Consider the following 13,240-nt stretch of genomic DNA (forward strand, 5'->3'; position numbering starts at 1 on the left):
TAATTTAGGGTTTTGCGCTGTTCTGGTCGCGACGCCATGCCCATCTATGCCTACAAGTGCGGATCCTGCGGCTTTGCCAAGGACGTCCTGCAGAAAATCTCCGATGCGCCGCTGACGGTCTGCCCGTCCTGCGGCGAAGCCGCGCTCGCCAAGCAGGTCACGGCCGCGGGCTTTCAGCTCAAGGGCTCGGGCTGGTACGCCACCGATTTCCGCGACGGTGGCAAGAGCGGCGCCGCCAAGGACGCCAAGCCCGAGTCGGCCGACGGCGGCGCCAAGGGCGATGGGCCGGCTCCTGCGCCCGCCGCCAGCCCCGCGCCGGCGCCGGCCGCGCCCGCCCCGGCGAGCGGCGGCGGCACCTCGACTCCCTGACGCCGGCCCGAAGACCGCGCCCATGATGTCCCGCCTGCGGCAATACTTCATCACCGGCTTGGTGGTGTGGCTGCCCATGGGCGTGACGGTCTGGGTGCTGCTGTGGCTGGTGGGCATCCTGGACGCCATCTTCCTGGGCGTGTTGGCGGCGGCCGAGGCCATGATCCCGGGCCTGCAGCCCCTGGCCGATCAGGTGCGCCACGTGCCCGGCCTGGGCGTGATCCTGGTGGCCATCGGCATCTTCGGCACGGGCGTGTTCGTGGCCAACATGTTCGGCCAGTGGTGGCTGCGCCAGTGGGACCGCATGATGACGCGCATCCCCGTGGTGCGCAGCATCTATTCGAGCGTCAAGCAAGTGTCGGACACGCTGTTCTCTGGCTCCGGCCAGGCGTTCTCGCAGGCCCTGCTCATCCAGTACCCGCGCCAAGGCGCGTGGACCATCGCCTTCCTGACCGGCAAGCCTGGCGGCGAGGTGGCGCGCCACCTGGACGGCGACTACCTGAGCGTCTATGTCCCGACCACGCCCAACCCCACCTCGGGCTTCTTCCTGATGGTGCCGCGCGCCGACGTGGTGGAGCTGAAGATGAGCGTGGACGAGGCGCTCAAGTACATCATCTCGATGGGCGTGGTGGTGCCGCCCGCGCGCGAGCCGCACCCGGTCGAACCGGCGCTGGACGCGGCCGACGCAGTGCCGCCGGCCGCGCCGGCCCCCGCCACCCATCCGCTGGCCGACCCGGCCGCCGCCCGGCCCGAACTCTGAAGATCTGAAAGCGAACCTCCGTATGTCCCTGCGCTCCCACTACTGCGGCCTCGTTACCGAGGCCCTGATCGGCCAGACCGTGAGCCTGTGCGGCTGGGTCAACCGGCGGCGCGACCATGGCGGCGTGATCTTCGTCGACCTGCGCGATCGCGAGGGCTACGTGCAGGTGGTGTGCGACCCCGATCGGGCCGAGATGTTCAAGGTGGCCGAGGACCTGCGCAACGAGTTCTGCGTGCGGGTCGTGGGCCTGGTGCGCGCGCGGCCCGAGGGCACCACCAACGACGGCCTGAAGAGCGGCAAGATCGAGGTGCTGTGCCACGAACTGACCGTGCTGAACCCCTCGGTCACGCCCCCATTCCAGCTCGACGACGAGAACCTGTCGGAAACCACGCGCCTGACGCACCGCGTGCTCGACCTGCGCCGCCCCTACATGCAGAACAACTTGATGCTGCGCTACCGCGTGGCGATGGAGGTGCGCAAGTTCCTGGACGAGCACGGCTTCGTCGACATCGAGACGCCCATGCTCACCAAGAGTACGCCCGAGGGCGCGCGCGACTACCTAGTGCCCAGCCGCGTGCACGACGGCCAGTTCTTCGCGCTACCGCAGTCGCCGCAACTGTTCAAGCAACTGCTGATGGTGGCCGGCTACGACCGCTACTACCAGATCACCAAGTGCTTCCGCGACGAGGACCTGCGCGCCGACCGCCAGCCCGAGTTCACCCAGATCGATATCGAGACTTCGTTCCTGGGCGAGCAGGAGATCCGGGACCTGTTCCAGCGCATGATCACCCACGTGTTCCAGAAGGCGCTGGGTGTCGATCTGGGTGACTTTCCGGTCATGCCCTACGCCGAGGCGATGCACGTCTACGGCTCGGACAAGCCCGACCTGCGCGTGAAGCTGCGCTTCACCGAACTCACCGACCTGATGCGCGACGTGGACTTCAAGGTCTTCAGCGGCCCCGCCACCACGCCGGGCGGCCGCGTCGTCGCCCTGCGCGTGCCCGGCGGCGCCGAGATGAGCCGCGGCGAGATCGACGGCTACACCGAGTTCGTCAAGATCTACGGCGCCAAGGGCCTGGCCTGGATCAAGGTCAATGACGCCGCCGCCGGGCGCGAGGGCCTGCAATCGCCCATCGTCAAGAACCTGCACAACGCGGCCATCGCCGCCATCCTGGAGCGCACCGGCGCGCAGAGCGGCGACATCCTGTTCTTCGGCGCCGACAAGCAAAAAATAGTCAACGACGCCATCGGCGCGCTGCGCCTGAAGATCGGCCATGGCGAATTCGCCCGCAAGACCGGCCTGTTCGAGGACCACTGGGCGCCGCTGTGGGTGGTCGATTTCCCGATGTTCGAATACGACGAGGACCAACTGCGCTGGAACGCCGTGCACCACCCCTTCACGGCGCCGAAGGACGGGCACGAGGACTACATGGACTCCGACCCCGGCAAGTGCGTCGCCAAGGCCTACGACATGGTGCTCAATGGCTGGGAGCTGGGCGGCGGCTCGGTGCGCATCCACCGCGCCGACGTCCAGAGCAAGGTCTTCGAAGCGCTCAAGATCGGGCCCGAGGACGCGCAGCTCAAGTTCGGCTTTCTGCTGGACGCGCTGCAGTACGGCGCGCCGCCGCACGGTGGGCTGGCCTTCGGCCTCGACCGCCTGGTCACGCTGATGACCCGGGCCGAGTCCATCCGCGACGTGATCGCCTTTCCCAAGACGCAGCGCGCGCAGTGCCTGCTCACCCAGGCGCCGAGCGCGGTGGACGAGAAGCAGTTGCGCGAGCTGCACATTCGCCTGCGCAACCCGCAACCCGCATGACACACGGCCGGCGACGGCACCGTCCTACGCGGGCGGCGGCGCGCGCTCTGCTACGATGATTTTTTGCCACCAGGAGAAGCACCCATGTCGAACATTTCGGAACTGGCGGAATCCGCCGTTGAAACCAAGGAAGAACTCGTCGTCAACCTGCGCCGCGTGATCTCCGACGCCGAGGATCTGCTCGCCGCCACGGCCGGCCAGACCGACAGCAAGATCGCCGAACTGCGCGCCCGCGCGCGCCAGAACCTGTCGGTCGCGCGCGACAAGCTGGCCGAGGCCGACGCCGCCCTGCGCGCCAGCGCCCGTCGTGCCGCCACCGTCACCGACGAGTACGTGCACGACAACCCCTGGTCGTCGATCGGCGCCGCGGCGGCTCTCGGCATGCTGATCGGCGTGCTGTTGGGCCGCCGCTGAACCGGCCCGGCCGACTGGATGCCGTGAATCCGCGTCCCGAAGGTGCGGCCACGCGCGTGCGTGGGCTGTTTGCCGACCTGCTCGAACTGGCGCAGGTGCGGCTGGAGTTGTTCACCGTCGAGGCGCGCGAGGACTTGGGCCAGCTCATCACGATGGCGGTGCAGGGCGCGCTGGCCGTGGTGCTGGCCAGCTTCGGGCTGATCTTCCTGTCCGTGTTCGTGACGGTGCTGCTGTGGGAGTCGCAGCGCCTGCTGGCGCTGGGCGTGTTCACCGCGCTGTTTCTCGTCGGCGGCTTGGTGCTGGGCGTGCTGGCCTGGCAGCGCGTGCGGCGCGGCCTGCGGCTGTTCCGCGCCAGCCTGAACGAGTTGCGGCGCGACCAGGAGCGGCTGCGCTCATGACCTCCAGCGACCTGCGGGATACCGCCGACCTCGCCGTTCGGCGCGAGCAGTTGCTGCTGCGCTCGGCTCAGTTGCGCGAGCAGTTGACCACCCGCTCCACCGTGCTGCGGCCGGCGTTCAGCGCCGCCGACCGCGTGCGCAGCGGCGTCGCGTCGGTGCGCGACAACCGGGCGATCCTGCTGCTGGGCGGGGCCGCCCTGGCCGGCGCCGTGCTGGTGCGTCCGCGCATGATGGTCAACCTGGGCATGCGCGTCTGGTCCGGCTGGCAGGTGTTCCAGCGCGTGCGGCCGCTGGTCAACAGTGTGCTGCGCCAGATCTAGTTTTTCCGGGCCGCGGGCGGCTTTCGACAACCATGGACGCCGCCGCGCCACCCTCACCGCCGCGCCACAAGATTCCGCAGTCCGTGCTGGTGGTGATCCACACCGCCGCGCTGGACGTGTTGCTGATCCGCCGCGCCGACGCCGAGGCCGACCACTGGCAGTCGGTCACCGGCAGCAAGGACGCCGAGGACGAGCCCTTCGCCGCCACCGCCGCGCGCGAGGTGTGGGAGGAAACCGGCCTCGACGCCGCCGCTCCCGGCTGCCTTCTGGCGGACTGGCGGGTGCGGAACGTGTACGACATCTACCCGCGCTGGCGCTGGCGCTACGCCCCCGGCGTCACGCGCAACGTCGAGCGCGTGTTCGGCCTGCGCGTGCCTCCGGGTGCCGCCGTGCGGCTGAACCCGCGCGAGCACACCGACCTCGTCTGGCTGCCTTGGCGCGAGGCCGCCGACCGCTGCTTTTCCCCTCCAACGCCGAGGCCTGTCTGCTGCTGCCCCGGTTCGCCGCCGAATCGGATGCGCGGAAGGTGACTCGGTGAATCCGGACGGCCACGACACCGGCGACCCGCAGGTGCTGCGGGTGGCAACCTACAACATCCACAAGGGCGTGCAAGGCATCGGTCCGAGCCGGCGGCTGGAGATCCACAACCTCGCGCTGGCCGTCGAGACGCTGGACGCCGACATCATCTGCCTGCAGGAGGTGCGCGCCGAGGACCGGCGCGAGGCCGAGTATTTCACCGGCTGGCCCGAGCTGCCGCAGGCCGACTTCCTGGCGCCCGAGGGCTACGAGGCCGTGTACCGCACCAACGCCGTCACCCGCCACGGCGAGCACGGCAACGCGCTGCTGTCGCGCTGGCCCATCGTCCGCCACCAGCACGAGGACATGTCCGACCACCGCTTCGAGCAGCGTGGGCTGCTGCACGTCGAGGTGCTGGCCATGGGGATGCCCATGCACGTCATCGTGGTCCACTTCGGCCTCATCCCCGCCAGCCGCCTGCGCCAGACCGACCAGCTCAAGTGCTACATCGCGCGCGAGGTGCCGCCCGGCGCGCCGCTGCTGGTGGCGGGCGACTTCAACGACTGGGGCACGCGCGTGCGCCGGCTGCTGCGCGTCGATGCGCTGCAGGCCTTCGAGGGGCCGCGCACGTTCACCTACCCCTCGCGCTTCCCGGTGGCGCAGCTCGACCACATCTACGCCCGCGGCATGCGGCCGCTCAGCCTGGCGGCGCCGCGCGGGCGGGTGTGGAGCCGCATGTCCGACCACCTGCCGCTGATCGCCGAGTTCAGGCTGGCGGCATGACGCCGCGCCCCTTGATTGCTATATAAAAAATAGCTTATGGCGCAATGGGGACGCGGACTGCAGCCTGAAATCATTCAAAACTTTTGCTGCTACCATCGGTGGCAGACCATGAAACCCCAACCCGACCTTCCCCTTCCCGCCGCGCCCGACGACGAAGGCACGCCCGTCTCGGTCAAGATCCGCGAGCGGATCCGGGCCGCGGGCCAGCGCTTCAACGCCAACGACAACATCGCCGAGTTCATCCAGCCCGGCGAGCTGGAGCGCCTGCTGGACGAGGTGACCGGCAAGATGCAGGGCGTGCTCGACAGCCTGGTGATCGACACCGAGCGCGACCACAACACCGGCGACACCGCCCGGCGCGTGGCCAAGATGTATGTGAGCGAGGTCTTCAAGGGCCGCTACGTCAAGCCGCCCGCCATCACCGAGTTTCCCAACGCCGAGCGGCTGAACGAGCTGATGATCGTCGGCCCGATCACCGTGCGCTCGGCCTGCAGCCACCATTTCTGCCCCGTCATCGGCCAGTTGTGGATCGGCGTGCTGCCCAACGAGCACACCAACGTCATCGGCCTGTCCAAGTACGCGCGCCTGGCCGAGTGGATCATGGGCCGGCCGCAGATTCAGGAAGAGGCCGTCGTGCAACTGGCCGATCTGATCCAGCACAAGACCAAGCCCGACGGGCTGGCGCTGGTCATGCAGGCCACGCATTACTGCATGGCCTGGCGCGGCGTCAAGGACATGGACAGCAAGATGATCAACTCCGTCATGCGCGGCGTGTTCCTCAAGGACGCCAATCTGCGGCGCGAATTCCTCTCCCTCATCCCGCAAAAAACCTGAACGCCCGGGGGCTCCACCATGCTCGTTCGCCTGCTCTACGCCAGCCGCGCCGTCGATTCCGCGCAGCCGGTGATCCAAGGCATCCTTTCCTCCGCGCGCCAGCATAACCACCAGCTCGGCGTGACCGGCATCCTCGTCTACGGCGGCGGCATCTTCATGCAGGCCATCGAGGGCGGGCGTCAGGTCGTCAGCGACCTGTACGGCGCCATCCAGCGCGACCCGCGCCACACGGACGTGGCGCTGCTGCACTACGAGGAAATCCTGGAGCGCCGCTTCGGCAGCTGGACCATGGGCCTGGTCGACCTGGACCGCGTCAACGCCAGCGTGGTGCTCAAGTACTCCGAGCGCGCGGCGCTCGACCCTTACACCGTGTCCGGCAAGGTGTCGATGGCGCTGCTGGAGGAGCTGATGGCCACGGCCAGCATCGTCGGCCACACCTGAGGCGGCAGGGCGGGTTTCAGGTCATATAGGCCAGTTGTCCGCGCCGGATATGCGCCGATAGCTCCGGTTTTGATAGTAACGGGCTCAGATGTGCATCGCCGCGATGTCCACGGGCAGCGGTTCGTCGGCGTCGGCCAGGGCGCGCAGCGCGGCCAGGATTTCGGCGTCGGTGCGGTACAGGTGCAGCAGTGGGTGCGCCGCCAGGATGCCGGCGGACGTCAGCACCCGCTCCACCGGCAGCTTCATGCCGCTGACGTGCAGCGCGGCCCCGCGCTGGCGCAACTGCCCCAGCACGCGCCCGAACACCTCGACCCCCGTGGCGTCGATGCGGTTGATGGGCTGGGCGAACAGGCACACGTGGCGCGTGCCGGGGCGCGTCGCCAGGTGCTCGACCACATGGCGCTCGAACTGGCCGGCGCTGGCGAAGTCCAGCGCCGCGTCCATGCGCAGCGCGAAGGTGTCGGGCGCCAACGGCGGCAACTGCCACAGATGGCGGTCGCGCAGGCTGCCGTCCACGTGCAGGCCGACCTCGATGATGCGCGGGTGCAGGCGCAGGTAGAGGAAGTACGACAGCGACATCAGCACGCCCGCCAGCACGCCCCAGTACAGCGCCGGCGCGGCGGCCAGGGTGATGGCGAAGGTGAGGGCAGCGATCACCCCCTCCACGCGCGAGATGCGCCACAGCCGCGTGAACTCGCGCGGCTTGAGCAGGCCCACCACCGCCGCCACCACGATCGCCGCCAGCACCGACTGCGGCACGTGGCGCAGCAGCGGCGTGAACAGCAGCAGCGCCAGCAGCACCACCGCCACCGAGAAGATCGTCGCCCAGCCCGTCTGCGCGCCCGCGTACAGGTTCAGCGCCGAGCGAGAGAACGACGAGCTGGTGGGGAACGCGCCCGACAGGCCCGAAGCGATCTTGGCCAGCCCTTGGCCGATCAGATCCTGATCCTGGTCCCAGCGCTCGCCCTTGCCCTGGCTGTCCACCTTGGCGCTGGAGGCGGTTTCCAGAAAGCTCACCAGCGTGATCACCAGCGTCGGCAGCACCAGTTGCCCCAGCGTGTCCCAGCCCGGCCAGCCCGGCAGGTAGGGCGCCGGCAGGCCCTGCGGCAGCGGCCCCACCACTTGGCCGCCCGTGCCTTCGAAGCCCGTGGCCCAGCCCAGCCCGGCGGCAGCCAGCACGATCACCAGTACGGTGGGAAACGTCGGCCGCCAGCGCCGCGCCAGCATCAGCAGCGCCAGCGCCACCAGCCCGAACGCCGCCGCCCCCAGGTGGATCGACGGCGCCTGCAGCATCTGCGCCCAGTTGCCCCGCAAGCCCAGCAACGCCGGCAACTGCGAGGCGAGGATCAGCACCGCCGCGGCCTGCGTGAACGCCATCAGCACCGGCGAATTAACCACGTTCAGCAGCCAGCCGAAGCGCGCGCAGCCCAGCACCACCTGCAGCAGGCCCGACAGCAGCGCCAGCCACACCGCCAGCGCCACCCACTGCGCGCTGCCCGGCGTGGCCAGTGGCGTGAGCGAGGCGGCGATCAACAGGCTGGACAGCGCCGTTGGCCCGACCGACAGCCGCGTCGAGGCCGAGAACAGCACCGCCACCAGCGCCGGCAGCATCGACGCGTAGATGCCCGTCACCAGCGGCATGCCCGCCAGTTGCGCGTAGGCCACACCCTGCGGGATGACCATCAGCCCCACCGTCAGCCCCGCCATCGCCTCGCCGCGCAGCAGCGCGGCCGAGGGGCGCGGCCAGCGCAGGAAGGGCAGGATGCGGATCAGTTGGGGCGGCATGGGCATGATGCGAAAGAGGGGCGCACGATGATGCGGCGATGGTACGTCAGCGCGGCGGCGTCCCGGGCGTTCCAAAGGTGGAGACTCTACGATAGCCCACCGTTGCCGCGGCGCCACCGAGGCGCAGATCCGCACCGCGCGCCCCTGGCCTGCGGCCAGCCAGGGCCACCGCGCGCCCAGACGCACCGGGGACAGAGCCCATGCCGTTGCGGTAGGCGGGGCGAGGCTGACGGTTTGGGCAAGTCTGGCCCAGACAAGCAGGAATTCAAGCAAAAATGGGCTGAATCCCGCATGGATACTATGTTGATAGATATATAAATAATAGCAAAAAACCCTGCATGCCAGGCATGCAGGGCCGGGTTGCCGCGCCGTGGTAGCCGGGTTCAGCGCACGACGAGGTTGTTGCGCACACTGCGTACGCCGTTCACGCCGCGCGCGATTTGCTCGGCCCGGGTGCGCTCGGCGGTGTTCTTGGCGAAACCGTTGAGAGAGACCTCGCCGTTGAGCGTCTGCACGTTGATGGCGCCTGCATCGACGGTCTTGTCCTCGACGAACTTGGCTTTCACCGAGGTGGTGATGCTCGCGTCGTCCACATAGGCGCCGGCCGATTGCTGGCCGCGCACCACGGCGCAGCCGGTGGCGACGAGAGTCAGGCCGGTCATGGCGGCCACGATGAGGGTACGGACGGGTTTCATGGTACGGGCTCCTTCTTTCTTTGGGGGTGAACGGTCTGCGCGGCCTTCAGCGGCGGCGGCCCAGCAGCAGGGCCAGAACGGCGCCGGCGGCGGCGGCGATGGCCATGGACTGCAGCGGTTTCTCGGCCACGTAGGCGCTGGTCTTGTCGGTGACTTCGCCCAGCTTCTCGCGCGTCTGGGCGGTGGTGTCGGCGGCCACGGCCTTGCCGCGCGCGGCCATGTCGTGCACGCGGGCGGAGAGGGCGTCGATGGCGGGCTGCACATCCTCGCGCAGGCTGTGGACCTTGGCATTGGCCTTGTCCAACGCCTCGTTGGCGAAGGCGCGGGTGGCGTCCACCGCGCGCTCGGCCCGGTCGGCGACCTTCTCGGTGGCGGCGGTGGCGCTGTCGGCGATCTGGTCGATCGGCTGCTTCGATGTGCTCATGGGTTCTCTCGCCGGGCGCGTGGGCCCGAATGGGGGGTGGAGGGCGGGTTGTCGCCGGGGCGGTGGCAGGGAGGCCATCGCCAGCCGGCTTGGATGCAAGGATAAAGCCAGTTCGTGCTGGCGGCGCATCAGCGGCCGGCGGCCGGCGGTGTCAGCGGTGGCTTGCGCGCGTCGTAGGACGGGGCCGACACCGTCGCCGCGTCCATCGCGTCGGCCAGCGCGCTTTGTGCCTTGGCTTGGCGGCGCGGGATGGTGCCGGTGATGCGCGTGCCGTGTCCCGGCGCGGAGGTGAGGTCGAGCCGCCCGCCGCTGGCCTCGACCCGGTGGTGCATGCCCACCAGCCCGTGGGAGGCCTGCGGCAGGTGCGTGGCATCGAAGCCCACGCCATCGTCCACCACCGAGACCTCGGCGTGGTAGACGTAGTTCTTCAGCGTCACGGTGACCTTGGTGGGGTTGGCGTATTTGCCGATGTTGGTCAGCGCCTCCTGCACCAGGCGGAAGATCGTCAGTTCGCGGGCCGCGTCCAGGTCCACCGGCTCCAGGACCGTCTGCACGTCGATGCCCGAGCGCTCGCTGAACTCGCGCACCAGGATTTCGAGCGAAGCCACCAGTCCCAGGTTGGACAGCGAGGAGGGGCGCAGATCCTCGATGATGCGGCGCTTGAGCGCGATCACCTGGTTCAGCGTCTTGTTCAGGTGGTCGAGGCGGGTGCCCAGGTCGTCCGCTTCGCCGGACAGGCGGGACTTCAGGCGCGCGATGTCAAGCTTGGCCGCGGTCAGCAGTGCGCCCAACTCGTCGTGCAGCTCGCGCGCCAAGTGGGCACGCTCGTCTTCCACCGCCTGCTGCAGGTGGGTGGCCAGTTCGGTCAGGCGCAGCGTGCGCTCGCGCACCTGGGATTCCAGCGCGTCGCGCTCGGCCTCCAGCCGCTGCTTCTGGCGGATGTCCGCCTGCTGCAGCGCGCGCGCCTGGCGCACGTACAGGACGAAGGCCAGCAGCGCCGCCAGCACGCCGACCACCAGGCCGAAGCGCGCCACGTTCAGCAACCGGTACAGCTCGCCGCGCTTGGTTGCCAACAGCGCCTCGACCTGGGCGGCCAGCGCGTCGCCCTGCTGACGGAACGCCTCCATCTGTTCGAGCCCGACGTTGGAACTGATGACGAAGTTGGCCACCTCGGGCCGGTCCTGCTCGCGCATGCGCAGCGTCAGCGACATCTCGCCCAGCTTCTGGGCCAGCAAGGTCTTGAAGCTGACCATGGCGTCCGATTCGCGCATGGCCTGCGGTGTCCGGACGTCCAGTTGCTTCAGCAGGCCGATCATGCCGGTCACCGCCTTCTGGTATGGCGCCAGGTATTGGCTGTCGCCCGTGAGGAGGAAGCCGCGCTGGCTGGACTCGGCCACCACCAGGTCGCGCACCAGCGTGTTGATCGAGGTGCGGACGATGTGCGTGTGCTGTAGCTCGACGATGACGTCGGTCATGCGCCGGTAGGCGTTCTCGCTCAGCCACACCATGACGATCGCGCAGGCCGCGGCCACGATCAGGGTCACGCGCGGCGACAACGCGCGCCGCTTCCGCTCAGCGGCGGCAAATGTGGCGGCTGTCAGGTTCGGCATGGGCTGCGGGGCCTAGAATGGGGGGGCCATGTCCCGCCGCCGTGCGCGGCGGCCTTCAGGCCAGGAGAAGAGGGCGCGCGATGATCAGAATCGGTATTGTGGATGACCATGCCATCGTGCGGTCGGGGCTCAAGCAGTATTTCTCCGAGCACGTCGATCTGCGCGTGGTGGGCGAGGCGGCCAGCGGCCGCGAGGCCATCGACTTGGTGCGCACGACCGAGATGGACGTGCTGGTGATGGACCTGTCCATGCCGGGTCAGAGCGGGATCGACGCGCTGGCCATGATCCGCGCCAAGGCGCCGGACGTGGGCGTGCTGATCCTGTCGGGCTACCCCGAGGCGCACTACGCCATGAACCTGATCCGCCAGGGCGCCAGCGGCTACCTGAACAAGGAGTGCGAGCCCCTGGAGATCGTCGAGGCCATCCGCACCATCGCGCTGGGCAAGCGCTACATCACCCCGTCGGTGGCCCAACTGCTGGCCCAGCAACTGGGCCGCAAGAGCGACGCGCCGCCCCACGAGCAACTGTCCGAGCGCGAGTTCCAGGTGTTCCTGAAGCTGGCCCGGGGCCAGACGGCGGGCGACATCGCCGAAGCGCTGTCGCTGTCGGTGAAGACCGTGAGCACCTACCGCACGCGCCTGATGGAGAAGATGGCGCTCAGTTCGAACAGCGACCTGACCTACTACGCGCTCAAGAACAAGCTGATCGATTGATTCCGCGACACGGCCGGGCGAGGAGTGGGCCATGGCTGCCGGAGGTCAGTGCCCGGCGTTGCCGCGCAACTTGAGGCAGTAGGCGATCAGCGCGTCGATGTCGGTGGATTTGTCGAACACCGCGTCCACCCCCAGTTGCCGGCAGCGCGAGCGGATGTCCGGCGTGGCGTAGTTGGTGAGGACGACGATCTTCTGCCGCGGCGTGCGTCCCTGGCAGGCCTGCAGCACGCCGAGGCCGCTGCCCTGCTTGAGGAACAGATCGACGATGGCCAGGTCCCAGGGCGCGTCCTGGCCGGTCAGCCAGTCGCTGCCCTGCTGTTCGGTCTCTGCATAGCCGATCGAGGCGACGCCCCCCAGTTCCTCCAGCGTCGCGATGAGGTTCTCGCGGATCGTCGCGTTGTCTTCGACGATGTAGGTTCGCACGGGGTGGCGGCCGGACATGGGGTGGGCGAGGGGAGGAGAAGGGTCGCGGAGGCGGGTTCCGCGGAGCGCGCAAGGACGTTCTGTGACAGCTTCGAGTCTAGGGGGCGGGGAGGGTTGATCGTGCCAGAGCCCGCTCCACGTCCGTGTAGGACACATCCTACATCGCGGCACAGGTCGGGCAGTCGTGCTGCCGCCGCACGCGCACCTCGGTGAATTCAGTGCGCCGCGCATCAACCATCAGCAGGCGGCCCGTCAGCGGCTGGCCGATGCCGCACAGCAGCTTGAGCGCCTCGATGGCCTGCAGCGCGCCCACCAGCCCCACCAGCGGCGCGAACACGCCCATCGTGGCGCAGCGCGCTTCTTCCACGGCCTGCGAAGGCGGAAAGACGCAGGCGTAGCACGGCGAATCGTCCCGCCGCAGATCGAACACCGACACCTGGCCGTCGAAGCCGATGGCCGCGCCGGACACCAGCGGCCGGCGGTGGTGCACGCAGGCGGCGTTCAGGGCCTGCCGGGTGGCGAAATTGTCGCCGCAGTCCAGCACCACGTCGGCATCGGCCACCAGTCCCTGGAGCAGCGCCTCATCGGCGCGCCGCGCCAGCGCGCGCACCTGCACGCCGGGATTGATGGCCGCGATGGCCTGCCGCGCGGAATCGACCTTGGGCTGGCCGATGCGCGCCTCGGTGTGCATGATCTGGCGCTGCAGGTTGGTCAGGTCGACCGTGTCGTCGTCCACGATCGTGAGGCGACCCACGCCGGCGCTGGCCAGGTACAGCGCCACCGGCGAGCCCAGGCCGCCGGCGCCCAGGATCAGGGCGTGCGCGGCAAGCAGCTTCTCCTGGCCCTCGACGCCCAGGTCGTCGAGCAGCAGGTGGCGCGAATAGCGCAGCAGTTGCCGGTCATCCATCGCTGCATCGCGCGGGCGCGTGGGCGCCCCCG

The 13,240-nt window shown here is 69.1% G+C and carries 16 protein-coding genes and 1 pseudogene; 11 read left to right on the top strand and 6 right to left on the bottom strand.

Features of this window, described 5'->3' with window-relative positions:
• Window positions 1-36 precede the first annotated feature (36 nt).
• The 10 genes and pseudogenes from IPG65_RS09250 to IPG65_RS09295 all read left to right on the top strand — a co-directional run bounded on the left by IPG65_RS09250 (window position 37) and on the right by IPG65_RS09295 (window position 6,651).
• Window positions 37-369: an FmdB family zinc ribbon protein gene (locus IPG65_RS09250; RefSeq protein WP_293188922.1), complete on the top strand. Its 333-nt coding sequence runs from the start codon at window positions 37-39 to the stop codon at window positions 367-369.
• Window positions 370-391: 22 nt separating this feature from the next.
• Window positions 392-1,129, top strand: coding sequence for a DUF502 domain-containing protein (locus IPG65_RS09255; RefSeq protein WP_293188923.1), 738 nt, complete (start codon window positions 392-394; stop codon window positions 1,127-1,129).
• A gap of 22 nt (window positions 1,130-1,151) precedes the next feature.
• On the top strand, window positions 1,152-2,945 hold the full coding sequence (aspS, locus tag IPG65_RS09260) for an aspartate--tRNA ligase (protein ID WP_293188924.1): 1,794 nt from the start codon (window positions 1,152-1,154) through the stop codon (window positions 2,943-2,945).
• 84 nt (window positions 2,946-3,029) lie between these two features.
• Window positions 3,030-3,359, top strand: a complete 330-nt coding sequence (locus IPG65_RS09265) for a DUF883 family protein (protein WP_293188925.1) — start codon at window positions 3,030-3,032, stop codon at window positions 3,357-3,359.
• A 23-nt stretch (window positions 3,360-3,382) separates the two neighbouring features.
• The gene (locus IPG65_RS09270) at window positions 3,383-3,757 is read left to right on the top strand and encodes a phage holin family protein (RefSeq protein ID WP_293188926.1); all 375 of its coding nucleotides are present in this window, start codon (window positions 3,383-3,385) and stop codon (window positions 3,755-3,757) included.
• Window positions 3,754-4,077, top strand: coding sequence for a YqjK family protein (locus IPG65_RS09275; RefSeq protein ID WP_293188927.1), 324 nt, complete (start codon window positions 3,754-3,756; stop codon window positions 4,075-4,077). The genes IPG65_RS09270 and IPG65_RS09275 overlap by 4 nt, the downstream gene beginning before the upstream one ends.
• A 32-nt stretch (window positions 4,078-4,109) precedes the next feature.
• Window positions 4,110-4,615 (top strand): annotated as a pseudogene (gene nudB / locus IPG65_RS09280) (dihydroneopterin triphosphate diphosphatase).
• Window positions 4,612-5,376: an endonuclease/exonuclease/phosphatase family protein gene (locus IPG65_RS09285; RefSeq protein ID WP_293188928.1), complete on the top strand. Its 765-nt coding sequence runs from the start codon at window positions 4,612-4,614 to the stop codon at window positions 5,374-5,376. The pseudogene nudB and the gene IPG65_RS09285 overlap by 4 nt, the downstream one beginning before the upstream one ends.
• A 108-nt stretch (window positions 5,377-5,484) precedes the next feature.
• Window positions 5,485-6,210: a GTP cyclohydrolase I gene (gene folE / locus IPG65_RS09290; RefSeq protein WP_293188929.1), complete on the top strand. Its 726-nt coding sequence runs from the start codon at window positions 5,485-5,487 to the stop codon at window positions 6,208-6,210.
• Between the two features lie 18 nt (window positions 6,211-6,228).
• A complete protein-coding gene (locus tag IPG65_RS09295) occupies window positions 6,229-6,651 on the top strand; it encodes a BLUF domain-containing protein (RefSeq protein ID WP_293188930.1) in 423 nt (140 codons plus the stop codon).
• A gap of 84 nt (window positions 6,652-6,735) precedes the next feature.
• Here the strand turns inward: IPG65_RS09295 and IPG65_RS09300 are convergent, their stop codons facing one another.
• The 4 genes from IPG65_RS09300 to IPG65_RS09315 form a co-directional block, all read right to left on the bottom strand.
• Window positions 6,736-8,442 carry a SulP family inorganic anion transporter gene (locus IPG65_RS09300; protein ID WP_293188931.1) on the bottom strand — a complete coding sequence of 569 codons (1,707 nt, stop codon included), beginning with the start codon at window positions 8,440-8,442 and terminating at the stop codon, window positions 6,736-6,738.
• Between the two features lie 377 nt (window positions 8,443-8,819).
• Window positions 8,820-9,131, bottom strand: a complete 312-nt coding sequence (locus IPG65_RS09305; protein ID WP_293188932.1) for a BON domain-containing protein — start codon at window positions 9,129-9,131, stop codon at window positions 8,820-8,822.
• Between the two features lie 46 nt (window positions 9,132-9,177).
• Window positions 9,178-9,555, bottom strand: coding sequence for a hypothetical protein (locus tag IPG65_RS09310; protein WP_293188933.1), 378 nt, complete (start codon window positions 9,553-9,555; stop codon window positions 9,178-9,180).
• A gap of 128 nt (window positions 9,556-9,683) precedes the next feature.
• Window positions 9,684-11,165: a CHASE3 domain-containing protein gene (locus tag IPG65_RS09315; protein WP_293188934.1), complete on the bottom strand. Its 1,482-nt coding sequence runs from the start codon at window positions 11,163-11,165 to the stop codon at window positions 9,684-9,686.
• 80 nt (window positions 11,166-11,245) lie between these two features.
• Between IPG65_RS09315 and IPG65_RS09320 the strand changes: the two genes are divergently transcribed.
• The gene (locus IPG65_RS09320; protein WP_293188935.1) at window positions 11,246-11,878 is read left to right on the top strand and encodes a response regulator transcription factor; all 633 of its coding nucleotides are present in this window, start codon (window positions 11,246-11,248) and stop codon (window positions 11,876-11,878) included.
• Window positions 11,879-11,923: 45 nt separating this feature from the next.
• Here the strand turns inward: IPG65_RS09320 and IPG65_RS09325 are convergent, their stop codons facing one another.
• Both IPG65_RS09325 and IPG65_RS09330 read right to left on the bottom strand, forming a co-directional pair.
• Window positions 11,924-12,319, bottom strand: a complete 396-nt coding sequence (locus tag IPG65_RS09325; protein WP_293188936.1) for a response regulator — start codon at window positions 12,317-12,319, stop codon at window positions 11,924-11,926.
• 139 nt (window positions 12,320-12,458) lie between these two features.
• The gene (locus tag IPG65_RS09330; protein WP_293188937.1) at window positions 12,459-13,208 is read right to left on the bottom strand and encodes a HesA/MoeB/ThiF family protein; all 750 of its coding nucleotides are present in this window, start codon (window positions 13,206-13,208) and stop codon (window positions 12,459-12,461) included.
• Window positions 13,209-13,240: the final 32 nt, after the last annotated feature.

Source organism: Ottowia sp. (assembly GCF_016703145.1).
GTDB lineage: Bacteria > Pseudomonadota > Gammaproteobacteria > Burkholderiales > Burkholderiaceae_C > Ottowia.

Bases quoted from the DNA above. Each gene is read 5' to 3' on its own strand.
- IPG65_RS09255 (WP_293188923.1), top strand. From the start codon at position 392: ATGATGTCCCGCCTGCGGCAATACTTCATCACCGGCTTGGTGGTGTGG.
- IPG65_RS09310 (WP_293188933.1), bottom strand. From the start codon at position 9,555: ATGAGCACATCGAAGCAGCCGATCGACCAGATCGCCGACAGCGCCACC.
- folE (WP_293188929.1), top strand. From the start codon at position 5,485: ATGAAACCCCAACCCGACCTTCCCCTTCCCGCCGCGCCCGACGACGAA.
- IPG65_RS09295 (WP_293188930.1), top strand. From the start codon at position 6,229: ATGCTCGTTCGCCTGCTCTACGCCAGCCGCGCCGTCGATTCCGCGCAG.
- IPG65_RS09325 (WP_293188936.1), bottom strand. From the start codon at position 12,319: ATGTCCGGCCGCCACCCCGTGCGAACCTACATCGTCGAAGACAACGCG.
- IPG65_RS09265 (WP_293188925.1), top strand. From the start codon at position 3,030: ATGTCGAACATTTCGGAACTGGCGGAATCCGCCGTTGAAACCAAGGAA.
- IPG65_RS09250 (WP_293188922.1), top strand. From the start codon at position 37: ATGCCCATCTATGCCTACAAGTGCGGATCCTGCGGCTTTGCCAAGGAC.
- IPG65_RS09330 (WP_293188937.1), bottom strand. From the start codon at position 13,208: ATGGATGACCGGCAACTGCTGCGCTATTCGCGCCACCTGCTGCTCGAC.
- aspS (WP_293188924.1), top strand. From the start codon at position 1,152: ATGTCCCTGCGCTCCCACTACTGCGGCCTCGTTACCGAGGCCCTGATC.
- IPG65_RS09305 (WP_293188932.1), bottom strand. From the start codon at position 9,131: ATGAAACCCGTCCGTACCCTCATCGTGGCCGCCATGACCGGCCTGACT.
- IPG65_RS09315 (WP_293188934.1), bottom strand. From the start codon at position 11,165: ATGCCGAACCTGACAGCCGCCACATTTGCCGCCGCTGAGCGGAAGCGG.
- IPG65_RS09320 (WP_293188935.1), top strand. From the start codon at position 11,246: ATGATCAGAATCGGTATTGTGGATGACCATGCCATCGTGCGGTCGGGG.
- IPG65_RS09300 (WP_293188931.1), bottom strand. From the start codon at position 8,442: ATGCCCATGCCGCCCCAACTGATCCGCATCCTGCCCTTCCTGCGCTGG.
- IPG65_RS09275 (WP_293188927.1), top strand. From the start codon at position 3,754: ATGACCTCCAGCGACCTGCGGGATACCGCCGACCTCGCCGTTCGGCGC.